Annotated in this window: 25 protein-coding genes; 20 read left to right on the forward strand and 5 right to left on the reverse strand. The window is 26.1% G+C overall.

The genetic code is table 11. From position 1 onward, the window contains the following. Positions 1-3: 3 nt before the first annotated feature. Positions 4-1,674, reverse strand: a complete 1,671-nt coding sequence (locus tag LPB137_RS10325; RefSeq protein WP_076087714.1) for a TolC family protein — start codon at positions 1,672-1,674, stop codon at positions 4-6. A gap of 223 nt (positions 1,675-1,897) precedes the next feature. On the opposite strand from LPB137_RS10325, the gene LPB137_RS10330 reads away from it, so the two are divergent. The 20 genes from LPB137_RS10330 (at position 1,898) to LPB137_RS10425 (ending at position 21,983) form a co-directional block, all read left to right on the forward strand. After that, on the forward strand, positions 1,898-3,019 hold the full coding sequence (locus LPB137_RS10330) for a glycosyltransferase family 4 protein (RefSeq protein WP_076087716.1): 1,122 nt from the start codon (positions 1,898-1,900) through the stop codon (positions 3,017-3,019). Continuing rightward, complete coding sequence (gene galE / locus LPB137_RS10335) at positions 3,019-4,026, forward strand: UDP-glucose 4-epimerase GalE (protein WP_076087718.1); 1,008 nt, start codon at positions 3,019-3,021, stop codon at positions 4,024-4,026. Before LPB137_RS10330 ends, galE begins: the two co-directional genes overlap by 1 nt. Next, positions 4,026-5,402 carry a phosphomannomutase/phosphoglucomutase gene (locus LPB137_RS10340; RefSeq protein WP_076089343.1) on the forward strand — a complete coding sequence of 459 codons (1,377 nt, stop codon included), beginning with the start codon at positions 4,026-4,028 and terminating at the stop codon, positions 5,400-5,402. The genes galE and LPB137_RS10340 overlap by 1 nt, the downstream gene beginning before the upstream one ends. A gap of 2 nt (positions 5,403-5,404) precedes the next feature. Further along, positions 5,405-6,253 carry a UTP--glucose-1-phosphate uridylyltransferase GalU gene (galU, locus tag LPB137_RS10345; protein WP_076087720.1) on the forward strand — a complete coding sequence of 283 codons (849 nt, stop codon included), beginning with the start codon at positions 5,405-5,407 and terminating at the stop codon, positions 6,251-6,253. After that, the gene (locus LPB137_RS10350) at positions 6,253-7,461 is read left to right on the forward strand and encodes a glucose-6-phosphate isomerase (RefSeq protein ID WP_076087723.1); all 1,209 of its coding nucleotides are present in this window, start codon (positions 6,253-6,255) and stop codon (positions 7,459-7,461) included. Before galU ends, LPB137_RS10350 begins: the two co-directional genes overlap by 1 nt. A gap of 68 nt (positions 7,462-7,529) precedes the next feature. Next, entirely contained in the window at positions 7,530-8,420 is an 891-nt protein-coding gene (gene rfbA / locus LPB137_RS10355) for a glucose-1-phosphate thymidylyltransferase RfbA (RefSeq protein ID WP_076087725.1), read from the forward strand. Beyond that, positions 8,417-9,001, forward strand: a complete 585-nt coding sequence (gene rfbC, locus LPB137_RS10360) for a dTDP-4-dehydrorhamnose 3,5-epimerase (RefSeq protein WP_076087727.1) — start codon at positions 8,417-8,419, stop codon at positions 8,999-9,001. The genes rfbA and rfbC overlap by 4 nt, the downstream gene beginning before the upstream one ends. Then, entirely contained in the window at positions 8,994-9,860 is an 867-nt protein-coding gene (rfbD, locus tag LPB137_RS10365) for a dTDP-4-dehydrorhamnose reductase (RefSeq protein WP_076087729.1), read from the forward strand. The genes rfbC and rfbD overlap by 8 nt, the downstream gene beginning before the upstream one ends. Beyond that, positions 9,860-10,897 (forward strand): dTDP-glucose 4,6-dehydratase, encoded by a 1,038-nt coding sequence (rfbB, locus tag LPB137_RS10370; RefSeq protein WP_076087732.1) that lies wholly within the window; start codon positions 9,860-9,862, stop codon positions 10,895-10,897. Before rfbD ends, rfbB begins: the two co-directional genes overlap by 1 nt. Continuing rightward, a complete protein-coding gene (locus LPB137_RS10375) occupies positions 10,894-12,156 on the forward strand; it encodes a lipopolysaccharide biosynthesis protein (RefSeq protein WP_076087734.1) in 1,263 nt (420 codons plus the stop codon). Before rfbB ends, LPB137_RS10375 begins: the two co-directional genes overlap by 4 nt. After that, positions 12,149-13,267 carry a glycosyltransferase family 4 protein gene (locus tag LPB137_RS10380; RefSeq protein WP_076087736.1) on the forward strand — a complete coding sequence of 373 codons (1,119 nt, stop codon included), beginning with the start codon at positions 12,149-12,151 and terminating at the stop codon, positions 13,265-13,267. Before LPB137_RS10375 ends, LPB137_RS10380 begins: the two co-directional genes overlap by 8 nt. Positions 13,268-13,377: 110 nt before the next feature. Further along, the gene (locus tag LPB137_RS10385; RefSeq protein ID WP_172802481.1) at positions 13,378-14,370 is read left to right on the forward strand and encodes an O-antigen ligase family protein; all 993 of its coding nucleotides are present in this window, start codon (positions 13,378-13,380) and stop codon (positions 14,368-14,370) included. Then, entirely contained in the window at positions 14,363-15,364 is a 1,002-nt protein-coding gene (locus tag LPB137_RS10390; RefSeq protein ID WP_076087741.1) for a hypothetical protein, read from the forward strand. The genes LPB137_RS10385 and LPB137_RS10390 overlap by 8 nt, the downstream gene beginning before the upstream one ends. Further along, entirely contained in the window at positions 15,361-16,599 is a 1,239-nt protein-coding gene (locus LPB137_RS10395; RefSeq protein ID WP_076087743.1) for a glycosyltransferase family 4 protein, read from the forward strand. The genes LPB137_RS10390 and LPB137_RS10395 overlap by 4 nt, the downstream gene beginning before the upstream one ends. Continuing rightward, positions 16,599-17,801, forward strand: a complete 1,203-nt coding sequence (locus LPB137_RS10400) for a hypothetical protein (protein ID WP_076087745.1) — start codon at positions 16,599-16,601, stop codon at positions 17,799-17,801. The genes LPB137_RS10395 and LPB137_RS10400 overlap by 1 nt, the downstream gene beginning before the upstream one ends. Next, positions 17,794-18,429 (forward strand): nucleoside/nucleotide kinase family protein, encoded by a 636-nt coding sequence (locus tag LPB137_RS10405; RefSeq protein ID WP_076087747.1) that lies wholly within the window; start codon positions 17,794-17,796, stop codon positions 18,427-18,429. Before LPB137_RS10400 ends, LPB137_RS10405 begins: the two co-directional genes overlap by 8 nt. 10 nt (positions 18,430-18,439) lie before the next feature. Next, positions 18,440-19,135, forward strand: coding sequence for an acyltransferase (locus LPB137_RS14765; RefSeq protein WP_076087749.1), 696 nt, complete (start codon positions 18,440-18,442; stop codon positions 19,133-19,135). After that, complete coding sequence (locus LPB137_RS10415; RefSeq protein ID WP_172802482.1) at positions 19,132-20,211, forward strand: glycosyltransferase family 4 protein; 1,080 nt, start codon at positions 19,132-19,134, stop codon at positions 20,209-20,211. The genes LPB137_RS14765 and LPB137_RS10415 overlap by 4 nt, the downstream gene beginning before the upstream one ends. Further along, positions 20,204-21,286, forward strand: a complete 1,083-nt coding sequence (locus tag LPB137_RS10420) for a DUF1972 domain-containing protein (RefSeq protein WP_076087753.1) — start codon at positions 20,204-20,206, stop codon at positions 21,284-21,286. The genes LPB137_RS10415 and LPB137_RS10420 overlap by 8 nt, the downstream gene beginning before the upstream one ends. Before the next feature lie 13 nt (positions 21,287-21,299). Further along, complete coding sequence (locus tag LPB137_RS10425; RefSeq protein ID WP_076087755.1) at positions 21,300-21,983, forward strand: YdcF family protein; 684 nt, start codon at positions 21,300-21,302, stop codon at positions 21,981-21,983. Between the two features lie 16 nt (positions 21,984-21,999). Here LPB137_RS10425 and LPB137_RS10430 read toward each other — a convergent pair whose 3' ends face one another. From LPB137_RS10430 to LPB137_RS10445, 4 genes are all read right to left on the reverse strand, one after another. Then, positions 22,000-23,133: a nucleotidyltransferase family protein gene (locus tag LPB137_RS10430; RefSeq protein WP_083657238.1), complete on the reverse strand. Its 1,134-nt coding sequence runs from the start codon at positions 23,131-23,133 to the stop codon at positions 22,000-22,002. 454 nt (positions 23,134-23,587) lie between these two features. Beyond that, entirely contained in the window at positions 23,588-23,863 is a 276-nt protein-coding gene (locus LPB137_RS10435; protein ID WP_076087759.1) for a PqqD family protein, read from the reverse strand. Then, positions 23,847-24,719, reverse strand: a complete 873-nt coding sequence (locus LPB137_RS10440) for a phosphoenolpyruvate carboxykinase (ATP) (protein ID WP_076087761.1) — start codon at positions 24,717-24,719, stop codon at positions 23,847-23,849. Before LPB137_RS10440 ends, LPB137_RS10435 begins: the two co-directional genes overlap by 17 nt. An 8-nt stretch (positions 24,720-24,727) precedes the next feature. After that, positions 24,728-24,934 carry a hypothetical protein gene (locus LPB137_RS10445; protein WP_076087763.1) on the reverse strand — a complete coding sequence of 69 codons (207 nt, stop codon included), beginning with the start codon at positions 24,932-24,934 and terminating at the stop codon, positions 24,728-24,730. Positions 24,935-25,032 lie beyond the last annotated feature (98 nt).

Raw genomic sequence — 25,032 nt, forward strand, 5'->3', positions numbered from 1 at the left:
TAATTATTTTTTCTTGATGTAGTATGATCCTGGATATTTTGAGTTTAACTTATTTTTAATAGAAATTGCCTGAGATGAACCTTCTATATTGTAAATTGCAACTGTATATGTACCATTTGTATTTGATACTATTTTTGTTTTCATGTTATTTTCAAGGCTTGAGCTTAATGAAGCCAATACATTTTGAGCTGAAGCTTCACTTTTATATGTTTCAACAAATAATGCATATTCATTTTTTGGATTCATTGCAGAACTTTCTACTGCTTGAAGTGGAGTTGTAATTTCTTCTGTTTCTTCAGACAAAACATCATTCATAGTTTCTTCTTCTTGTACAGTTTTTAGTACTTCTGCTATGTCTGATGTTTCATTTGAACAAGTACCAACATTTGAGTTTTCAATAGTTGTTTGTAAAGATGAAGTATTTTTTAATATTTCATAATATGCTTTGTACATTGCAAATTCAGTATTGATTAGATTTGTTTTTGAGTTATATAAATCTGCTTCCACGTTTAATACGTCAATAAAATTTCTTGTTCCTGCATCAAATTGGTCGTTGTAAATTTCTATAATTGTTTTGTTTTCTTCGATGAATTGTTTTAATTCTGCTATTTGTTTTTTTGCAGTTTGGTATGTTTCGTAAGATACTGATAAATCATCAACTACTGATTTTGTAATTGTATCAAGTTTTAATTGTGCTTCTTTTAAGAATAATTCTTCTCTTTGACTTCTTCTTTTATCGCTTAAACCATTGAATAAGTTATATTTTAATTCAAGTTTTCCACTGTAAATACTAGTATCTAAGTTTTCTTGGTCAATTAAATCTTTGTCATAAATACCTTGTAATTTAAACTTTAAAGTTGGTAAAAAGTTTGAGTTTTCTTGAGATACTATTGCTTTTTGTTCTTTAATATTTGCAATTTGCTCTAAGATTGCATAGTTAGTAGTTAATGCTTTTTTTTGTAATTCATCGAATGTTGCTGGGATTTTTGATTCATCTAATGCTGGTCTACATATACCACCTGATAAAGTCATTCCTACGTTTTTGTTAAAAGCACTTTTTGCTGAATTTTTATTATTCATTTCATTAAAAAGGTTACTTTTTGCTGAGTGAATTTTTGCTTTTGTTTGAACTTTATCTAAAATTTCTCCATTTATTGCTTCTGTTTCTTTTGCAATTGAAAGGTAAGATTCGTGAACTTTTAGGTTTGCTTCTGAGTTTGCAACTCTTTCGTCGTATTGAAGCATTTCAAGGTATGAATTGATACTATCTAAAAGAATAGTTTCTACATCATTTGAATTTTTAAATTTGTTCGATTTGTAGCTTGCTTTTGCTTCTTTAACTTTTGAAGGAGTTAGGTTTCCATCATAAATTAGCTGTTCAAAATCTAACTGAATGTTTGAACCATTTTGGTCTGCATCATTTGTAATTGTAGAATTATTTGAATCCTCAACAGTTTTCTTTTTTTCTAGATACGCAGTTAAATCTAGCTTTGGATAATATCCACCTTTTTGCTCATCAATATATTTTCTAAATGCTTTATTATTTAAAGATTTAGAAATTATATCTTCATTATTTTGAACTGTATGTTCCACAACGTCTTTAATTGATGTTGCTTCTAATGATGTCAGAAGCATTAAAACTGGTAGGCTGTACTTGTATTTACTAATTTTCATATGTTTACCTTTTGCTTTTATTGCAGGTATTATAATATAAAAAATCAAGAAGAACAATAGATTTAATAATAAAATGAAATATTTCTTAATTATTTTTAGACAGGCAACATTTATTGATTACTTTGTATACAGTTTGTAACTAAAAAGTAACTACTTTTACAATAAAATAAGAAAGTTTATATTATAATCATAATATTCAAGATTATTACAAGGATGCAAAAACTTGACACCTACACTTATTATATTTTCACTGGCATTATTTTATTTGACTTACTTTTCTATTAAAAGATTTATCAAATTAGCTCCTACTTTGAACCTTGTTGATGTTCCAAATCATAGAAGTTCACATAAAGTTGCTACGCCAAGAGGAGCGGGAATTGTCTTTGGTTTAATTTTTATTGTTGGTCTTATTGTTTTTAATTTAAATATTTTTAGTGAAATAAAATTTATAGTTCTATCTATACTAATAATCTATATATGTGGGGTTTTAGATGATATTTATACACTTAGTTCTAAAACAAAACTTATTTTTATAATTCTTGCTTCTACTATAGCTTATTTCTCGGGTGTTCAAATTACTAATATAGGTAATTTTTTTGGTTTTGAATTTAACCTTGGTTTTTTAGCTTTTCCTTTTACACTTTTTGCAGTTGTAGCTTTTACAAATGCCTTAAATTTAAGTGATGGACTAGATGGTTTAGCTGGCTCATTATCTGTAATTATATTAACAGCACTTTTAGCTATTGGTGTTATATATCAAGATGATATGTTGATTATTTGGCCATCAATATTGATATCAATTATTTTAGCTTTTCTACTTCTTAATTGGTATCCTGCAAAAGTATTTATGGGAGATAGTGGTTCTTTGTTATTAGGTTTTATAATCGCAATTTTAAGTATAAAAGCTATTGAATATGTTAATCCTGTATCTATTTTATTTTTGGCTGCTGTTCCAATTTTGGATACACTTACAGTTTTTAGAAGACGAATTCAAAGAAGTCAATCTCCATTTACTGCTGATAAAAACCATCTTCATCATATATTAAATAATATCAAACAAGATAAAAAATTTACTGTAAAAATGCTGATTTTAATGCAATTGTCTTTTACAGTGATATTTATACAAGTACACAAGCAAAACGACCTAATAAATTTGCTAACGTTTGTCTTATTATTTTTAGTGTTCTTCAATCTTTTTGATCCAAGAGCTAGAAAACGTGCTGCTGATGCGAGATTAAAGAAAAAATATCAAAAAGAAAAAAAGAAAAAAAAGAATCTAAAAGAAAAACTTGGGCTAATCAAAAAAAATAAAAAAAATGATGATAATATAGAAGGGAATATTTAATGCAAATACTTATAACTGGAGCTGCAGGATACATTGGATCTCATGTAGTAAAACAATTACTTGAAGAGACGAATTATGAGATAATTATTATTGATAATTTATGTACTGGTTTTGAAAATACAATTAAAACGCTAAATAGTTTAGATACTAGCAATGAAAGAATAAAATTTTATAATCAAGATTTATCTATTTGGAATGAAGTTGAAGAAGTTTTCAAAGAAAATGATATAAAAGAGATTATTCACTTTGCAGCATCTTTAGTAGTACCTGAGTCTGTTGAGTTACCTTTGAAATATTATCTTAATAATACAGCTAATACTTCTAATCTTGTAAGTTTAGCTGTAAAGTATGGAGTTAAGAAATTTATATTCTCTTCTACTGCTGCTACTTATGGCGAGCCTGATAAGAAGTTTATTCCAGTAAATGAAACTTGTCCTACAAGTCCTATAAATCCTTATGGAAATTCAAAGCTATTTTCAGAGTCTGTTATAAAAGATACTGCTTTTGCAAATGATGATTTTAAGTTTGTGATTTTAAGATATTTTAATGTTGCAGGTGCTGATATAGAAGAAAAAATCGGACAGTCTACATTAAATGCTACACATTTAATAAAAGTTGCTGCAGAAGCTGCACTTCGTAAAAGAGAAAAAATGGCTATTTTCGGTGATGATTATGATACAGAAGATGGTACTTGTATTAGAGATTATATACATGTTCAGGATTTAGCTGATGCACACTTAAAAGCTTTAGAGTATTTAGAATCAAATCCTAGTGATACTTTTAACTGTGGTTATGGTTATGGCTATAGTGTAAAAGAAGTAATTGAGACTATGAAAAAAGTTTCTGGTGTTGATTTTCAAGTAGATATAGTTCCAAGACGTGCTGGTGATCCTTCTACACTTATTTCTGATAATACAAAAATCAAAACAAAAATGAACTGGGTTCCTAAGTACAATGACTTAGAACTTATATGTAAAACAGCACTTGAATGGGAGAAGAATATATAATGAGCGCATCTATATTTAGAGAGTATGATATACGTGGTATTTTCCAAAAAGAGTTAAATGAAAATATTGTTAAAAAAATCGGCTTTTATTTCGCAAAAGAGTTAATGGCAAAAGTTCCTGAGGCATCTTTTGTATCTGTTGGATATGATGCTAGACTTCATTCACCACAACTTAAAGAGTGGTTGGCTTCTGGAATTAATCATGCAGGATTAGAAGTACTTGATATGGGACTTGTTCCTACACCTGTTAATTACTTCTCTAACTTTGTTGATTTTAATGGTTTAGAATGTGATGGATCTATTATGATTACTGGTTCACATAATCCCCCTCTTTATAATGGATTTAAAATCACTATAAATAAGGATCCATTTTTTGGTGAGCAGATTTATTCTATGGGTAGAGATATTTTAAAAGATGACTCTGTTATTCCTGATAATAATATCACTATTGAAATCGATGCTAAAAATAAATATATTGACTATATTGTAAATCATTTTAAAGATTTAAAACTTAAAGGTAAAAAGTTTGTTTTTGATTGTGGAAATGGTGTTGCAGGTGTAGTTTTAAGAGAGATTCTTGATAAATTAAATATTAAACATCATATACTTTTTGAGCAACCTGATGGAAACTTTCCAAACCACCATCCAGATCCAAGTGATGAGCATACATTAGTTGATATTCAAAAAGAGCTTGCTAGTGGTGAGTTTGATTTTGGTTTTGCTTATGATGGAGATGCAGATAGAATCGCCCTACTTTCAAAAGAAAACAACTTTAAAGGTGATATTTTAGCTATATTCTTCTCAAAGTTTATAGAAAATCCTACAGTAATTGGTGAAGTAAAATGTAGTCAAGTTATGTATGATATTATCAATTCTTATGGTAAAGCTGTTATGTATAAAACAGGTCACTCTAACCTGAAAGTAAAGATCAAAGAATTAAACGCATCTTTTGCAGCTGAAGTATCTGGGCATTTATTTTTTAATGATAGGTATTTTGGTTATGACGATGCTATTTATGCAACTTTTAGAGCATTAGAACTTATGGATAATGGGTTTGATTATGATCGTGAGTATGAAGCACTTCCAAAAGTATACTCAACACCTGAGATAAATATCACAGTAACTGAAGAGACAAAGTTTCAAATTATTGATGATTTAAAAGAAGCTTTAAAAAATCCTCCCGAAGATTTCGAAAATATTAAAGATATCATCACAGTTGATGGTGTAAGAGTTATTTTTGATAAAGGTTGGGGATTAGTAAGAGCTTCTAATACAACACCAAAACTTGTAACAAGATTTGAAGCCAATACAAAAGAAAATGCAAAAAGATATGAAGAAATATTAGTAAAAATGTTAAACAATTTAGAAGGAAATTAAAAATGATTAAAAAATGTTTATTCCCAGCAGCAGGATATGGTACAAGATTCTTACCAGCTACGAAAGCCACACCAAAAGAGATGTTACCAGTACTTACTAAACCACTTATTCAATATGGTGTAGAAGAAGCAATAGAAGCAGGTATGACAACTATGGCAATAGTAACAGGTCGTGGGAAACGTGCTATTGAAGATCATTTTGATATTTCTTATGAGTTAGAGCATCAAATCCAAGGTTCTTCAAAAGAGCCACTTTTAAAAGAGATTAGAGATGTTATTACTAAGTGTACTTTTTCATATACTAGACAAATAGAAATGAAAGGTTTAGGTCATGCAATCTTAACAGGTGGTGAAACTCTAATAGGAAATGAACCTTTTGCAGTAGTTCTTGCAGATGATTTATGTGATGCTAAAAAAGGTGTTTTATCACAAATGTGTGAGCTTTATAAAAAATACCAATGTTCAATCGTTGCTATTGAAGAAGTTCCAAAAGAAGAAACATATAAATACGGTGTAATTGATGGAAATGAAATCGAACCTGGTATTTTTATGATCAAAGATATGGTAGAAAAACCAGATCCTAAAGATGCACCTTCAAACTTGGCGATTATTGGAAGATATATCTTAACTCCTGATATTTTTGAAATTATCAAAGATACAAAACCAGGAAAAGGTGGAGAGATTCAAATCACAGATGCACTTCTTACACAAGCAAAAAAAGGTATGGTTTTAGCTTTTAAGTTTGATGGAGATAGATTTGATTGTGGAAGTATTGATGGGTTTGTGGAAGCAACTAATCACTTCTATAATAAAACACAAGAAAAACCAAAAAAAGCAGAGAGTAAAAAGTAATGGACTATACAAAAAATTTCTACCAAATAAAATCAAACGAAGAGATATTTTATAAAATATCAAGAGAAAAAGAGACAATAGGTTACTATAATCTTGCTTTTCAAGATACAAGTGAGTTTAAAGAGTATGCTAAGACTGTTACTCAACAAGATATTGTGATAGTTGGTATTGGTGGAAGTTCATTAGGAACATATGCTATTCATAAGTTTTTACAACATAAAGAAAATATGAAAAAGCTTCACTTTTTAGAATCTACTGATCCTTTAGATTTAGAGAGACGTGTAAGTAAATTAGACTTAGATGACACTCTTTTTATAATCATCTCTAAATCAGGAACTACAATAGAGACTGTAAGTATTTTAAAATATTTAACTAGTATCACAACACTTGATAAATCAAATACTATCTGTATTACTGAAGATGATAGTAAACTAAATACTTATGCAAAAACAAATGATATGAAAACATTTGAAATACCAAAAAATGTAGGTGGAAGATTTTCAGTATTTACAGCTGTTGGTCTTGTGCCTATGGCTATTATGGGTTTAAATATTGATGAGATTTTAACAGGATGTAAAACTATCTATAATGACTACTTTGATAGAGGGGATTACTATCTTTCTATTATGGAAAAAGCTAGATTTATTGTAGAGAATAAAAATAGATTTAATATAAACGTAGTTTTCTCTTACTCTTCATTACTTGAAGGATTTAATAAATGGTATGTACAGTTATGGGGAGAATCACTTGGTAAAATAAATATCAACCAAACAAAACAAGGACTAACACCTGTAGCGCTTACAGGTCCTATTGATCAACACTCATTTTTACAGCTAATAATGGAAGGGAAAAGAGATAAAACAGTTACTTTTATAAAAGTAGCAGACTTTGAAAATGAACTTACTATTCCAGATATTACACTTCCTGGACTTGAAGAACTTGATTATACAAATAATATCAAATTTAAAAATATAATAAATGAACAAGCAGATGCAACAATAGAAGCTATACAAAACCTAAAAGATATTCCATGTGATATTATCACAATAGAATCACAAAATGAATACAATATCGGGAAACTTATGTATTCGTATGAATTACTTACTTCAATAGTAGGAAGCTTTGTACAAATTAATACTTATGATCAGCCTGGTGTCGAAGCTGGGAAGATTATTTTGAAAAACAAATTAAAAGCAGATAATAAATAATTTTATTATGGTATAATATTATTTATTTTAGAAATAAAAATATATATAAAACAATATAAGGAGCAAAAATGAAAGGAATAATACTAGCTGGAGGAAGTGGAACAAGACTATACCCAATAACAAAAGGTGTTTCGAAACAACTAGTTCCAATCTATGATAAACCAATGGTATATTATCCCCTTTCAATTTTAATGCTTGCAGGTATTCAAGAAGTATTAATTATTTCAACTCCACATGATCTTCCAAGATTTGAAGAACTTCTAGGTGATGGTTCTGATATTGGTATGAAATTTGAATATATAGTTCAACCAAGTCCAGATGGATTAGCACAAGCTTTTACACTAGGTGAAAAATTCTTAGATGGGGATGATGCTTGTTTAGTTTTAGGTGATAATATCTTCTATGGACATGGAATGACTAACCTTTTAGCTAACTCTATTAAAAATGCAAAAGAAGAAAATAAAGCAACAGTATTTGGATATAGAGTAAATGACCCTGAGAGATATGGTGTTGCTGGATTTGATGATGAAGGTAATGTAACTTCTATCGAAGAAAAACCACTTGAACCAAAATCAAACTACGCAGTTGTAGGACTTTACTTCTACCCTTCTGATGTAGTGCAAAAAGCAAAACAAGTAAAACCTTCTGATCGTGGTGAATTAGAAATAACAACTTTAAATCAAGATTACCTAAAAGAAGAAAGATTAAAAGTTGAACTAATGGGAAGAGGATACGCTTGGCTTGATACAGGAACTCATGAATCTATGCTAGAAGCTTCAAACTTTATTCAAACAATAGAACATAGACAAGGACTTAAAGTAGCTTGTTTAGAAGAAATAGCTTATGAGATGGGATATATAACTAAAGATAAACTTTTAGAACTAGCAGTTCCTCTAAAAAAGAATAACTATGGTCAATACCTAATCAAAAGAGCAAAAGAAGGAATAGTAGCACGATGAATTTTATAAGAACTAATATTCCAGATGTAATTATTTGTGAGCCTGTTGTACATGGAGATCATAGAGGATATTTCGTAGAAACTTTTAGAGCAGATAAACTAGAAGAATTCTTAGGCTTTAAAATAAACTTCTGCCAAGATAATGAATCAAAATCAAGTAAAGGGGTCTTGCGAGGACTTCACTATCAACTGCCTCCTCATGCACAAACAAAACTTGTTCGTGTAATTTCTGGAAGTGTACTAGATATTGCAGTTGATATAAGACGTGACTCACCTACTTTTGGACAACATGTAGCTGTTGAACTCTCAAGTGATAATAAAAAGCAACTTCTAGTTCCAAGAGGCTTTGCTCATGGCTTTGTAGTGCTTGAAGATGATACAACATTTGCTTATAAAGTAGATAATTACTATTCTCCTGAGTGTGATAGAGGAATAGCTTTTGATGATAAGGATTTAGATATCAATTGGAAACTAAATCATTCTGAATTAAAACTATCAGAAAAAGATACTAAGCAACCAAAACTATTTAGTATTGAAGATGAAAATGAGATATTTAAATTTGGAGTTGATTACTATGTTTAATATCTTAGTAACAGGCTCAAACGGACAAGTTGGACGTGAACTAAGAGAGTTAGAAAAAGATTATGATTATAACTTCTTCTTTACAACAAGAGATGATTTAGATATCTCAAATAAAGAAGATATAAAAAACTTTTGTGAATCAAATAATATTAATACTATTATAAACTGTGCAGCTTATACAGCAGTGGATAAGGCTGAAGAAGATATTGAAAACGCAGATAAAATAAATCATAAAGCAGTTAAAAAACTAGCAAAGATATCAGCAGAATTAAATATAAAACTAATTCATATCTCAACAGACTATGTATTTGATGGTAAAAACTTCAAACCATATTGTGAAGAGTTTCAAACAAATCCACAATCAGTTTACGGTAAAACAAAACTAGATGGTGAAAATCAAATGATTAAAATAAATCCTAAAAATTCTATTATTATTAGAACATCTTGGGTTTACTCAAGCTTTGGTAATAATTTTGTAAAAACAATGCTAAGACTAGGTAAAGAAAAGCAAGAACTTGGAGTTATATTTGATCAAGTAGGAACACCTACATATGCAAGAGATTTAGCTAAGGCTATTTTAGATATCTTGCCAGATATTAATAACTCTAAAGTAGATATATATAACTACTCAAATGAAGGAGTACTATCTTGGTATGACTTCGCAAAAGAGATTATGAAAATGGCAAAAATAACTTGTCAAATTAATCCAATAGAAACTTATCAATACCCAACACCAGCAGCAAGACCACATTTTTCACTTTTAAATAAAGCAAAAATAAAAAATGAATTTAATATACAAGTTCCTTTTTGGAAAGATAGTTTAGATAAGTGTTTAAGAAAACTAGGAGAAAGATCATAATGGATATAAAAAATAAAAAAAATATATTACTAACAGGAACAGCTGGATTTATAGGTTCAAACTTTGTACCATATTTCTTAGATAAATACAAAGAGTATAATCTAATAAATTTAGACCTTCTAACTTATGCAGGTGATATAAAAAACCTAAAAGAGTGTGAAGCTAATCCTAGATATAAATTTATTAAAGGTGATATCTGTAATAGAGATCTAGTAGAATTTATTTTTACTGAATATGATATTCAAGGTGTAATTCACTTTGCAGCAGAATCACATGTAGATAACTCTATTAAAAATCCAGGAGTATTTGTAAATACAAATGTAAATGGTACTTTTACTCTTATTGATGTTGCATATAAATACTGGATGGATAAACCATTCCATTTTAAATCAGATTACCAAGACTGTAGATTTCATCATATCTCAACAGATGAAGTGTATGGAACGCTTAGCGATGATCCAAAAGATTTATTCCTTGAGTCTACTCCTTATGCTCCAAACTCTCCATATTCAGCTTCTAAAGCTTCAAGTGATATGATTATAAGAGCATATAATGAAACATATGGAATGAATACAGTAATCACAAACTGTTCAAATAACTATGGACCAAAACAACATGATGAAAAACTAATACCTACAATTATTAGAAAAGCTTTGAATAATGAAGCAATTCCAATTTATGGAGATGGAAAGAATATTAGAGATTGGTTATATGTACTAGATCATTGTAAGGGAATAGATATAGTTTATCATACAGGAAAGACAGCAAATACATATAATATTGGTGGAAGAAATGAAAGAACAAACCTTCAAATAGTAGATGCAATCTGTACTATACTTGATACTAAGGTTCCTTCAAAAACTCTAAGTTCATATAAAGAACTAATTACCTTTGTAGAAGACAGAGCAGGACATGATAGAAGATATGCAATAGATGCTACAAAACTTGAAGATGAGCTTGGATGGAAAGCTGATGAGAACTTTGATAGTGGGATTGTTTTAACTGTGGATTGGTATTTGGGGAAGTATGAAGTTTGATAACAAAATTTAAAAATATTGCTAAAAATAAAAAATCATTAATATTTTTAGATCAAATACTGGTTAGTGGTAGTAATTTTTTACTAGGTATTTTACTGGCTAGATTTTTAGGATTAGATATTTTTGGACAATTTTCATTATTGTGGCTAATTGTATTATTTTTTAGTAGTATTCAATTGGCACTAATAATTTCACCACTTTTAACACATGCACCTAAAAAAAACAAATTAATAAAAGATTATTATTTAACTAATATGTTATATATGCAATTTATTTTTTCTATAATTTGTGTATTAATATTAAGCATTTTATTTTATTTTTCAGAATTAATCACTAGTAAATATAATATCTCTGAATTCAGATATTATATATTATGGATGGTTTTTTCTTTCTTATGTCAAGATTTCATAAGAAGATATTTTATCATTAAAATATCTTATTTTAGATTAATATTTATTGATGTTATTGCATATATAGGACAACTAATAGGAATAAGTTCATTAATATTTTTTGAACAGCTTACTCTAATTAATACTTTTATATCAATATCACTTACATTTACAATATCTTTTGCTGTAGGATATTTACAAATAAACTTTAAATCTTTAAAATCTACTCATATAAAGTTATTATTTTTAAAAAATTGGAAATTTTCTAAATGGTTAGTTTATTCATCTCTTCTCCAGTGGGGAAGTGGAAACTTTTATATTTTAGTAGCTGGTTCAATTTTAGGTCCATGGTCCGTAGGGGTTATTAAAGTAATGCAAAATACAATGGGTATATTTCATGTTATATTTATTGCCTTAGAAAATATCCTTCCAATTAGATTTGCAGAAATTTATAAAAATAACGGATATCAAAAAACAATATCTTTCTTTAAAATACAATTGCAGTATGGATTTTATATATTTTTAGTTTTAATATCAGTACTTTTTATTTATGGTGAAGAACTTATATTAGTAATTTATGGTGATGAATATGTATCTTACTCATATTTATTATTTGGTTTTATGATTATGTACATATTTATTTATATTGGAATGTTGCAACGTTATATTCTAAGAACCATTGAAAATACAAAGAAAATATTTATAAATTATATAATAACAACTATTTTTTCAGTTATAGCATCTTTTATACTTATAAAAACATTAGAAATAAACGGAGTCGTTATAGGAATGATACTTACTCAAATATTAACATCAATTATATTCTTTATTGAAATAAAAAAAATTAGTTTAAAGTCTGCAAATGATTAAAATAGTTCATATAGTCTTAGGAAAAGCTAATCCAAATAGAATGAACGGCGTAAATAAAGTTGTTCATAATTTGGCTAGTACTCAAGTAAGATTAGGACATCAAGTTATTGTTATTGGATTAACAAATAGTTTTGATGAGGATCATACAATAAAAAGAAATTATTCTTTGAATTTATACACTAGAAAAAAATATTTCTTAGATAACAAACTGGTGGAAGATATAAAGAAATTTGATAAAAATACTATTTTTCATATTCATGGAGGTTTTATTATTGATTTTTATTCAATATCAAAAATGTTATATAATCTAAATCATAGATATATTTTTACTTCTCACGGTGCATATAATAAAGAAGCAATGAATAAGAGATCATTAATAAAAAATATCTTTTTTAACTTATTTGACAAAAAAATTCTAGAAAGAGCATGGAAAGTTCAATTTTTAGGTAAAAGTGAATATTTACATATAGATAACTTAACTACAAAAATAAATAAAGTATTAATTCCAAATGGACAAAATCTTGATGAACTGAAATTTGATTTTTATCAAATAAATTCAAAAAACAAACCTATATTTGGTTTTGTAGGAAGAATCGATTCACACACAAAAGGCCTAGATCTATTATTAAAAGCTTTTAATATTTACAAAAAGGAAAAAGGGTCAGGAGAATTATGGATAGTAGGCGATGGTCCAGATTTAAATGATTTAAAAAAAGTTTCTGAAATAAATAATTTAGCAAATTCTGTCGTATTTTATGGTTCAAAGTTTGGTAATGAAAAACTTAACTTACTTTCTAATATGGATGTATTTGTACATACTTCAAGATTTGAAGGTTTCCCAATGGCTGTACTAGAAGCAGCAGGATTAAGAAAACCATTATTAATCTCTAAAGAAACTAATTTTGAAAATTATGTTGAAGAATTTAATTGTGGACTTATATTAAAAGAAAATAATTCTAATGAAATAAAAGATAAACTTCATCAATTCCAAAATATCCTTTTAAGTGATGAATTACATATTATGGGAGAAAAATCATATCAAATGATTAAACAGCATTTTAGTTGGGAAAAAATAAATAATGAACTTATCGAAGAAAAAAAATGGAAATAGCTTTAATAACTAATGTGAAATTTTTCATATCCTTAGGAATATTGCTTTTTGCTTTTATTTATTTAATTCAAAAGAGATATTTTTATTTTAATTTCAGAATATTAACGATTATGATACTATTTGGATTAATAGCTATTCATTCTTTACTATTTAGTTATAAACCAGATTATTCACTTGAATATTCACTTAAAGCATTATATATTATTTTTTGTATTATCTTGGTAACATCACTATTCAAAAATGAAAAGCTTTTTTTATATCATAAATATATAATAGAAACATTATCAATTATTTTAATATTCTCATCATTTTTTTTGTTAGTTTGGAAACCAGCATTCGCTTATAGACAGGGACACTTTCAAGGTATATTTGATAACCCAAACCAATTAGCACTTTATATTAGTGTTATAATAATACCATATTTCTTAAATAAAATTTATCTCTTGAAAGATAGCTCAAAATTATCTAAGTTAATATTATTTGGTTCAATATTTATATTAGTATTGTCAGCTTCAAGAACTGGTGTAGCAGTTACAATCATTATATGGTTAATATTGTTAATAAAAAGTAAAAGAATATTTACTTTTAAAAAAATTGTAATTGCAATAATACTTAGTGTAATTATCTTTCTTTCATCCGATTTAATAATGGGGTTTGTTAAAAAAAATAATCAATCTGATTCAAGTTTATTATCAACTCGAACAATGCTTTATGATCTTAGATTTAAAGCAATTGAAGAAAAACCTTACTTAGGATGGGGTTATCATGTTAATGAATTTAGTTATTTTGATAAGTATCATGATTTTCCTAAATTTGAAAAAGGCAATACCTATTTAGCACTAATTGAAGAATTTGGTTTCTTTTTTGCTTCCATAATTATAATTTTTTTTATGAGAACTTATTATTTAAGTTTAAAATTAACAGATAATATTTATTATGTTAGTTTAATATTAATGGCAGCGATTATTCACTCTAATGCTGAAACTTGGATATTTATAATGCATGGTAACACCTCAATATTATTTTGGACAACATTAATAATAATATTCAGAGCAAGTACAGACATTAATTATTTTAAAGAACAAAGGCAAAAAATTGAGTAACAGAGTAACATTTATAAGAAAATTTTTTATTTTTATTAGAAATTTAGATTATGCTGTGCTTAAATATACAGAAAACAATTTAAATGAATTAAGTTTCACATCAGATATTGATATTGCTATTAAAAAAAGTAATTTGCCTAACATATTAAAATTTTTACAATCTACAGATATAATTGAAAAATATCATATTTTTAAAAATTCTTTTATGTACACTATAACTTTTTATTTTAAAGATAGAAGTTTTTTATCATTAGATTTAATTTATAAATTTATAAGAAAAGATTTAGAATATATTAAACTTAATAAATTATTAGAATCGAAGGAAACTAATCATGAAAATATATCTATCCCAAATATTGAATATCAATTTTTATATATCTACTTCTTCTATATTATAAACAAAAGTAACATAGGCGATAAATATAAATCATACTTATCAAACTTAAATACATATCAAAAAAATAAAATTTTAGGTTTTATGAAAACTAACTATGATATAGAATTTACAAATATAGAAGATTCATTTTTTTATAATCAATATATTCATGCTAAAATTATAACTAAACTTAATATCGAAAACAATCTAACTGATAGATTATTAAATAATAGTAATTATTTTTTTGACTTATTTAAAAATAGAAAGAAATCTACTTTTATTAATTTATTTGCTAAAAATGATCTTCCAACTATTAAAGAGATAGAGAAATTTAAAGAAGTATTAATTAATAAGTATAGATTAAATGTATTGACAATTAATACAAACGAAAATATAGGAGTAAATAAACTATTAGTTATTCTTTATCACTTATTTAAAGGTTACACATTAATAATAATTGATTCTCAAAAAGAGAAAATATCATTGCCTAAATCTATAATAAAAGTAATCTCAAATTTATCTTTTAAAATAAATTTAGAGAATAGTCTTAAAGATAAACAAGAACTTTATAAACTATGTGAACAAACTTATTTGTCTAAAATTAAAGGTCATAAATGAAAAAAATATTAGCTACAGTATATGATATAAATCCATATAAAGGTTCTGAATCAGGAACTGGTTGGAATTTAGTTCAACAAATAGGACGATACAACAAAGTTATTGCCATTACAAGAAAAAATAATAAAGAGAATATTGAAAAATATATAAAAGAATTTAATATTGATGATACAAATCTTGAATTTCATTATTTTGATTTACCTTATTGGATGAGATTTTGGAAAAAGGGAGCTAGAGGTTCATCTTTATACTTTTATTTATGGCAGATGCTTATGCCTATATTTATAAAAAAGAATAAAATAGTATATGATATATTACATAATCTAAATTTTCATACTGATGCTTTCCCCACTTTTTTATGGTTATTAAAAAAACCTTTAATCTGGGGTCCTATCAATCATCATGAATTAATACCTAGCGAATATATTAATAAAAACAGTAATTATTATTATAAAGATAGAATAAAGTGGATTATAAAAAAGATTAACTGGAACATTGATCCATTTTTATTTTTATCTAAAAAGAAATCTGATTTAATTATATGTGGAAATAAAAGTGTTATCAAAAGATTGAATTTAGATACTAAAAAAACTATTATTATGTCACAGGTGGCATCAAGTGATAGTCAAAATATTTCTGATATAAATAAGTTATCTACAAAGTTTAATATAATCTCTGTTGGAAGATTCGTACCATTGAAAGGCTTTGATCTTACTGTTGATTGTTTTGAATTATTTTATAACAAGCTAAATAATTCTGATAGGGATAATGTAACCTTAACATTAGTTGGTGATGGTCCAATGAAAAAAGAATTGAAAAAGAAAATTGAAAAATTTAATTCTAAAGATAATATTTATTTAATTGAATGGGTTACAAAAGATGAATTAGAAACTTATTATGAGAATTCTGATTTATTTTTGTTTCCTTCATATGAAGGAGCAGGAATGGTTGTAGCAGAAGCACTTTCACATTCTTTACCTATTATCTGTTTTGACAATTATGGTCCAGGAGAGCTTACAAATGATGACTGTGCAATACAAATACCCTATACTAATTATGATCAATCAATATGTGACTTCTCAAATGCCTTGTTAAAAATCTATGAAAATAAAGATTTACAGGCTAGTATGTCTGAAAATGCAAGAAAGCTTTATTTGGAAAAGTATACTTGGGATTCAAAAGGTGATCAACTTAATGTAATTTATAATAAATTATCTAACAAAGGTTCAAAATAATGTCTATTATAAATAATGAAGATACAAATATAATCGATTTATTGTTTATAAATAAAAAAGATGGTGATAACCTATCATCATTTTTTTATATTTCTAATCCTGATGGAACTATAAGATGGATATATCCTATTAGTTTAAAAAGACCTACATTTTTAGCTTTTTATTCTACATCATCAATGAGAGCAAAACTAATAGCTTTGAGTATAAAAACATTTTTCTTATTCAAGTTAAATAAACTTTTAAAAGCAAAACCATTAGAAATAAATATAGATAAAAAAAGTATTATTGGCAATATTTTAGAAAACTATCCTACATATAACTATTCTATTTTTACAGGAACTGTAGGTGTTAATAGAAAAGCAATTTTAGAATTAAATAAAAACAATGAAACTGAATATTTTGTAAAAATTTCTCTTACAGAAAGTTCAAAAGAGTTGATACATAATGAAGCAGATATTTTAGAATATATTAATTCATTTACTTTTGAAAATATAGAAATTCCAAAAATCATAGAAAAAAATGATGACTATATTATTATAGATAATATTAAGCAAAACTCATCGTACCAAACTAATTCTATTGATGATATACATATAAAAGCTTTAGATGATTTGTATTCAAGAACATTAACAGAAAAGAAACTAGAAGATATTGATTCAGTAAAAGAATCAAGTTTAATATTAAATAAGCTAGAAACAAGTGAGATAAATACAAAATTACCACATGAAAAAATAAAAGACATCTTGACAAATATTGCTAATATAAAAAGTACTTTAACTAATGATATAAAAATAAACTTAGGTTTAGCTCATTGTGATTTTACACCATGGAATATGTATGTAACAAACAATAAATTATCAGTATTTGATTGGGAACTTAGTAACAAAGATACCGTACTACTATATGACTTATTTCATTATATATTTCAAGCTGAAATACTTATAAATAAGCAAGGTTATTCTTCAATAATAAATACTATAAATACAGTATTTCAAAATGAACATTTGAAAGAAATTATAAAGAAATACAATATTGATATTAATTTAAATTATATTCTATATTTAGAATATACAGTACTATATTATTTAGATAAATATAACTCTCAAGAAGAACTTCATAGTCAAGTTTTTTGGCTAATAGATATTTGGAATAAAGCATTAAAAGATATTGTAAAAAAAGAAGGAAAAGTAATACATGAATAAAAATATAAAGATTATTACATTTAGTGGAGTTGATGGTGCAGGTAAGACTACAATATTAACAAAAGTTAAAGAGTTAATTGAAAATAAATATAATAAGAAAGTTGTTGTAGTTAGACATAGACCTTCAATTTTGCCAATATTAAGTGCCATAAAACATGGCAAAAAAGAAGCAGAAAAAAAGACAATGGAAGTATTACCACGAACAGGTGGAAATAAATCAAAATTATCATCTTTGGTTAGATTTTCTTATTATCTTACAGATTATATTTTTGGTCAATTTGTATTATATTTTAAATATACAAGAAAAGATACGATTATAATATATGATAGATATTATTTTGATTTTATTAACGATTCAAGAAGAACAAATATTGATTTGAATAGTAAATTTGTAAAATTCTTTTATAATTTTGTTTTTAAACCAAAGTTAAATATTTTTCTATATGCAAGTCCTGAAGTTATATTGTCTAGAAAGCAAGAGATGGATGAAAAGAGTATAGTAGAACTTACAGATAAATATAAAAACTTATTTGCTGAGTTTGATAATAAGTATGACCAAGAATATTTAGCAATTGAAAATATTGATATTGAAGAGACTATGAATATTATTGAAAATCAGATTAAATAAAGGCTACGTTATGTTAAAAAATTTGATAGAAAAATATGTACAAAGAACAAAGAACAAAAACTTTAACTTTGATGAATCAATAGATTCATCAATCCTTTTGTCATTTACTATAGATAAAATCATATCATTAATCAGAGGATTTAGATTTTTAGATTCAAGACATTTTTCTAAAAAGATTTTTTTAGGTAAAAATGTAAAAATATTTAATAAGAAAAATATTGAGCTTGGTAACAATGTGAATATTGGGGATTATGTAAAAATATATGCACTAGGGAAAAAGAAATTAACATTGAAAGACAATGTAAATATTGGCTCATTTTCACAACTAGTTATTTCTGTATCATTTGATAATATTGGAGAATATATCGAAATTGGTAATAATGTAGGAATGGGAGAATTTGCATATATAGGTGGAGCAGGAGGAGTTAAAATTGGTGATAATACAATTATTGGTCAATATTTAAGTTTACATCCTGAAAATCACAATTACGAAGATAAAGGCATTTTAATTAGAGAACAAGGTGTTTCTAGAAAAGGAATCACTATTGGTGAAAATTGTTGGATTGGATCAAAGGTAACTATCTTAGATGGGGTTACTATTGGTAATGGATGTATTATTGCAGCAGGAAGTGTTGTAAATAAATCTTTTCCTGAAAATGTAATCATCGGTGGAGTTCCTGCAAAAGTATTAAAGGAAAGATGTTGAAAAAAATAGTATTTATTCATCTATTAAACGACTATAGCGGTAGCCCAAAAGTTCTATCACAAATAGTAAGAAATGAAGTTTTAAATAATAGCAATATTTACTTATACACATCAAAAGATGATGGTTTTTTATCAAATATTACTAAAAATCATTTTAACTTTTTTTATAAAAGATCTAATAATAAATTTTTTACATTATGTACTTATATATTATCTCAGATGGATTTGTTTTTTAAAATATTAAAATACAAAAAAGAAGATATGATTTATATCAATACATTACTTCCTTTTGGAGCAGCGATGGCTGCTAGATTTAAAGGATGTGAAATTATATATCATATTCATGAAACATCTATAAAGCCTTCAGTATTAAAAAGATTTTTAAGATATGTTGTAAGTAAAACTGCTAGTAAGGTTATATTTGTTTCGAATGATTTAAAATCTAAAGAAAGTTTTGAAAATATAAAAGATGAAGTAATACATAATGCTCTTGAACATAATTTTTTAGAAACAGCTTCACACTATGAATATAAGTACTTACATCATGATAAGTTTATTGTAACTATGATTTGTTCATTAAAAGACTATAAAGGTATACCTGAGTTTATTAGTATTTGTAAAAAACTTGAAGAACAAAAAGATATATCTTTTAGATTGATTTTAAATGCAGATCAAATAGAAATAGATACTTATTTTAACTATGACTTACCTGATAATATTGAAATATTTTCAAGACAAAAAGACTTGACTAAGTTTTATTCAAACTCTTCTTTAGTTTTAAACTTATCTAGAGTTGATCAGTGGGTTGAAACATTTGGTTTGACTATTGTAGAAGCATTAGCTTATGGTGTACCTATAATCTGTCCTCCAGTTGGCGGTCCTATTGAAATAGTAGAAAGTGATAAAGAAGGATATTTAATATCATCATATGATATAGGTAAAATATCAAATAAAATATTAGAATTATCAAGAGATGAAGATACATGTCTACGTTTATCTGCAAATGGAAAAGAAAAAGTGAAAAGCTTTAGTGAAAAAGTATTTTTAGAAAAAATAGAAAAGGTGATATATGAATAAAAAGAAATTATCAATTATTGGCACAGTAGGTATTCCTGCAAAATATGGTGGCTTTGAAACTTTGGCAGAATATTTGACAAAAGATTTAAACAAAGAGTATGATATAACTGTTTTTTGTTCTTCTAAATCATATCCAGAAAAACTAGATTCTTACAACAATTGTAAGTTAGAATATATAAATCTTAATGCAAATGGAGCACAAAGTATTCCCTATGATATAGTATCTTTAATCAAATCACTTAAATTTGCTGATACTATTTTGATTCTAGGTGTATCAGGATGTATATTTTTACCTTTTTTAAGACTTTTTAATAAAAAGATTAGAATTGTCACAAATATTGATGGTTTAGAATGGAAAAGAGATAAGTGGAATAAGTATACAAAATCTTTTTTAAAGTTCTCAGAAAAACTAGCTACAAAATACAGTGATGTTGTAGTTGCTGACAATAAAGTGATTCAAAATTATGTAAGAGATGAATATAAAGTTGAGAGTGAGTTAATCGCTTATGGAGCAGATCATGTAAATAAAGTCGAAATATCTACTGAACTAAAAGAAAAATATACTTTCTTAAATGATAAATATGCATTTACAGTATGCAGAATAGAACCTGAGAATAATATTCATATAATTTTAGAAGCAGTATCAAAAAATGAAAATTTAACTTTTGTAATTATTGGAAATTGGGATGCAAGTGATTACGGGAAAGATTTAAAAGAAAAATATTCTTCATTTACTAATATAAATATACTAGATCCTATTTATAATCAAACTATCCTAGATCAATTTAGATCAAACTGTTATGTGTATTTACATGGACATAGTGCAGGAGGCACAAATCCATCATTAGTTGAGGCTATGTATTTAGGTCTTCCTATACTTGCTTTTGCAGTTGAGTATAACAAAGAAACAACACAACATAAGGCTTTGTATTTTAATTCTTCAATTGAATTAATAAAACTATTAAATAATATAAATGATACTAAATTAATTGATTTGTCAAAAGATATGAAAACTATTGCAGAAGAAAATTATAATTGGAATTTAATATCTCAAAAATATAGCTCTTTATTTTAAATGAAAAAATAGAATGTCTTATAAAATTTTAACTCTAGGTTTTTTCATTTGCATTTTTGTTTATCTATTTACAAATCTTGGAAACTACTTAGACATATCAAAAGATCCAATTAAATCAGATATTATAGTATCTTTAGGTGGAGGAAAAAACTTACATAGATTCAATAAATCTATTCAATTATATAAAGAGAATTATAGTAAACAAGGAATATTAATTATTACGGGTGGAACAAAGTATAGTCAACAAAATAATTTATCAGATAATAGAATTGCTCATATTAAGAATACAAATCAAAAAATTAATTATATTTTCAACCCTTATCTAAAAAATACTGCTGAAGAAATTCTCTTTATTAGAAACTATCTGAATGAAAACAATCTTAAATCAGCACTTTTAGTTACAGATTCACTTTATACAAGAAGAATATCAATATTAAGTAATTTATTAATACCAAAGTCAGATAACCTTAGTATAAATACAGCAGTGACTGATTTAGAATGGTGGAATAAATCGTTATTCTATGAAAACAAGATTGCTTTATTGAGCGCATTTATGGAGTTTTTCAAAATTTCATACAACTATATTGCATATGGTGTATTTTATAAATTAGATTTATTATATTTACTTGAAGATATTGAAGAGCAATATGAATTAAAAAGAACTATTCATGATTTTATAAACAAGTATAAAACATAAAAAAAGTATAAGATAATTATTTACTTTTTTTGAAAAACCTTGATAAGATATTGAATGGTCTTATTATATAATATAACAATTCTGAATTATAATCTTTATTTAGACTTTGATAATCTAAGAACGAAGGTTTGAAAAGATAAAAAATATAAAATATTTTTTGTTTTACAGTATCAAACATAATTAAATTAATAATCGAGAATTTATCTTCATCCATATTTTTCTTATTTTCAATTATTAGTTTTACTATTTTTTTATATTTATCATTATATTTATTTTTTATATTTTCTGGTAATTTAGTATTAAGTAAATATCTAGATAAAAATAAAGAGGAATAAACTATTATTTTAGAATCACTTTTTTGAATTATATTATCAATTAATTCCCAATCTAAATCATATTTGTTTATTAACTTATGAATATCTAGTATCCAAGATATTCTTGAAAAAAGATGCTTAGAACCATGTAGACAAAGGTAAACTAATAAGTATTCTTTAGAAAAACTATTTATTGAATTATTATTAATTAATATATTAGTAGTATTTTTAAAAAAGATATCACTATTTAAGTTAATAGGGAAATCAGAAGAAAATAGTTTGTTATGAATTTCTATTGGAATATTATTATTTGGGTTAATAAAAGTATGATCAGAAAGTAATTTTTCAATCTTCTTTTTTCCAATTGAATACTCAAATTTTTCTTGATAATCAAACTTCTTTAAAATAGTTACTGTATTATCAAAATAATCTTCTTTTATTAATAAATCTATATCAACATATTGTCTAGAAATAACATCATCGTATACTAGCTGACATAAAGTAGGACCTTTGAAAGCTATTGCTTCTATATCATTTTCTTCTAATAGCTTCATTACTTTGATAAGCTCACTTGTCATTAGCATGTTTTGTTTTGCTATGTCCATATTTATGGTTTTTAGTTTTAGAGATAAATCTTTAGGTAAAATATCTTTGTGTTCTTTTAAAGTATGATAAACTAAGGGAAAGACTCCGTGAGTATAGCTAAGAGCAATAAAATCATCCCAGTTTTTTATAGTGCTGATTTTTTCTTTTATTAGTTCTTGGTTTTTGTCTTCTTTGCAAGATTCTATTATAAGTATGATATCGTCTGATAAAGTTGTATTTAGATTTTTTATTTGAAAAGCCTTTTTTAAGTTATTTTAAATGTTATCAAAATCTAATGTAAAAACAAATAAATCTCATATATTTTTAGATAAATGCATTATACGAAGGTATAAAATGATAAACATAATACTATGAGGATGTTCAGGAATTGAATTAGAATTTAAAGATACTGGAGTAGATGAAAAGGATATGTAGTATCTTATTCAAACCCACAATACCAAATAGTGATCTGGCTAAACTTGATAAAGACAATAAAAAAGAACCGGTCAAAATTTTCGACTGCTTCAAAATATTTAATCACTAAAATACTCAAAGTGTAAAGAAGATATAAAGAACTAGACTTTAAACCAAAATGATGTAGAAAAATTCTTTGAAGATGAAAAACAAGAATATGTAATACTAGCAGCAAAAGTTAGAGGAATAGTAGCCAATAATACATATAGAACTGATTTTACGGTCTCGCGACTAATCACTTGTCTTTATAAGATTTCTCTCATTTAAAGATTTTACAAAATCTAAGATATCATTTTCTAGCTGTTTTTTTTCTACTTCCATAAACTCATTTAGTTCATCAAATATCTCTTGAAGTGTATTTTCTTCTAAAAGCATATCCCATATAACCTTTCCTAATGAAGAAAAGTTAAAATATTCTTGTGTGTTTGTATCAAGAACTATTGTTTCGTCATCTACTTCTTGTGAAAAAAGTGTATCTGGTATAGTTACTTTAGTGTTTAAATTCATTTGCTTCCTTTTTGATAAAGATACATATTTTATCATATACTTCTTCTAGTCTATCTAAATCCCAAGGTATTGAGATATTGTAAATATCTACTTTATTTGCTATATTTGCAAGGGATTTAAATCGTGATTGTTTATGTACAGGAAGATCAATATCTGTAGCATATCGTAGTGCTTTAAACTTATCTATTCCTGATATTTTTTCTATGTTTATATCAGAGTTTTCATCTGATTTTATTAGGTTAAAAATACAATGAATTGGTTTGATTTCTTTTGCAAAATTTTCTACAAATATACCTAAATCTTCCATCTTTCTATATGGTCTATGATAAGGATAAGAGGGAACTGCATATATTTTTTCTTCTTTTTCAAAAGTTGCAACTTTATCATCAGAAATCATAGTGTGACCTTTTTTTATGAAAAAATCTGTTAGTGTAGATTTTCCACCAAAAGAATCTGCTATAAAAAGTACTGATTTGTTTTCGATTTCTACTGCACCTGCATGTAAAAAATAGTACTTATTTTCAAAGGTGAGTAAGATAGGTAAGAAAGTATGATATAACCAGTATTCTACTAATAAATCACTAGCTTTTTTTCTTCTTTTTATAATTATAGAATTTGTTCCTATTTTAAATAAAAAAGAAACTACGTCTTTTACATCAAAACTAAAGTATTGGTTTTTTACTATATTATCAAAAGGCTTGTCACTTTTGATTTGTACTTCTCGGTATTGGTTATTGTAAAGAGTTAAGACATGAGATAAATCAACAGAGGGAAAATCTCCCTCTGTTAAAAGATAATAATTAGCATCAGCTAAAGTAGTAGGTTTATGGAGTAAAGAATAATTAAATAATTTCATTATCTAATTTAGAAAGAACCTTTAAATCCACCTTCATCGTTGTTACCTGGGATAGTTGAAGGAGTAGTACTTGGTTCGTTACAGTTTGCTGAAATACAACTAGCTGCTGCTGATGTAGGGTTTGAAATTGCTCCAAGTGCTATTACAGTTGGTGCTACATATGCAGCTTTTTTTAAGAAAGCTCTTCTTGATTCGTTTGTTGTTTTTTTGCTCATCATAGTCTCCGTATGTTTGAATAATTAAATAGATTATAACATAACTTTTTAAATTATGATATTAAAATTAACTTAAATATAAGCTTTGAAGTTTAAGT

It is taken from the genome of Poseidonibacter parvus (assembly GCF_001956695.1).
In the GTDB taxonomy this organism is placed as follows: domain Bacteria; phylum Campylobacterota; class Campylobacteria; order Campylobacterales; family Arcobacteraceae; genus Poseidonibacter; species Poseidonibacter parvus.

Excerpts from the sequence above, each read along its gene's own strand:
- LPB137_RS10325 (WP_076087714.1), bottom strand. The coding sequence starts at position 1,674 with ATGAAAATTAGTAAATACAAGTACAGCCTACCAGTTTTAATGCTTCTG.
- galE (WP_076087718.1), top strand. The coding sequence starts at position 3,019 with ATGCAAATACTTATAACTGGAGCTGCAGGATACATTGGATCTCATGTA.
- LPB137_RS10340 (WP_076089343.1), top strand. The coding sequence starts at position 4,026 with ATGAGCGCATCTATATTTAGAGAGTATGATATACGTGGTATTTTCCAA.
- galU (WP_076087720.1), top strand. The coding sequence starts at position 5,405 with ATGATTAAAAAATGTTTATTCCCAGCAGCAGGATATGGTACAAGATTC.
- LPB137_RS10350 (WP_076087723.1), top strand. The coding sequence starts at position 6,253 with ATGGACTATACAAAAAATTTCTACCAAATAAAATCAAACGAAGAGATA.
- rfbA (WP_076087725.1), top strand. The coding sequence starts at position 7,530 with ATGAAAGGAATAATACTAGCTGGAGGAAGTGGAACAAGACTATACCCA.
- rfbC (WP_076087727.1), top strand. The coding sequence starts at position 8,417 with ATGAATTTTATAAGAACTAATATTCCAGATGTAATTATTTGTGAGCCT.
- rfbD (WP_076087729.1), top strand. The coding sequence starts at position 8,994 with ATGTTTAATATCTTAGTAACAGGCTCAAACGGACAAGTTGGACGTGAA.
- rfbB (WP_076087732.1), top strand. The coding sequence starts at position 9,860 with ATGGATATAAAAAATAAAAAAAATATATTACTAACAGGAACAGCTGGA.
- LPB137_RS10380 (WP_076087736.1), top strand. The coding sequence starts at position 12,149 with ATGATTAAAATAGTTCATATAGTCTTAGGAAAAGCTAATCCAAATAGA.
- LPB137_RS10385 (WP_172802481.1), top strand. The coding sequence starts at position 13,378 with ATGATACTATTTGGATTAATAGCTATTCATTCTTTACTATTTAGTTAT.
- LPB137_RS10395 (WP_076087743.1), top strand. The coding sequence starts at position 15,361 with ATGAAAAAAATATTAGCTACAGTATATGATATAAATCCATATAAAGGT.
- LPB137_RS10400 (WP_076087745.1), top strand. The coding sequence starts at position 16,599 with ATGTCTATTATAAATAATGAAGATACAAATATAATCGATTTATTGTTT.
- LPB137_RS10405 (WP_076087747.1), top strand. The coding sequence starts at position 17,794 with ATGAATAAAAATATAAAGATTATTACATTTAGTGGAGTTGATGGTGCA.
- LPB137_RS14765 (WP_076087749.1), top strand. The coding sequence starts at position 18,440 with ATGTTAAAAAATTTGATAGAAAAATATGTACAAAGAACAAAGAACAAA.
- LPB137_RS10420 (WP_076087753.1), top strand. The coding sequence starts at position 20,204 with ATGAATAAAAAGAAATTATCAATTATTGGCACAGTAGGTATTCCTGCA.
- LPB137_RS10425 (WP_076087755.1), top strand. The coding sequence starts at position 21,300 with ATGTCTTATAAAATTTTAACTCTAGGTTTTTTCATTTGCATTTTTGTT.
- LPB137_RS10435 (WP_076087759.1), bottom strand. The coding sequence starts at position 23,863 with ATGAATTTAAACACTAAAGTAACTATACCAGATACACTTTTTTCACAA.
- LPB137_RS10440 (WP_076087761.1), bottom strand. The coding sequence starts at position 24,719 with ATGAAATTATTTAATTATTCTTTACTCCATAAACCTACTACTTTAGCT.
- LPB137_RS10445 (WP_076087763.1), bottom strand. The coding sequence starts at position 24,934 with ATGAGCAAAAAAACAACAAACGAATCAAGAAGAGCTTTCTTAAAAAAA.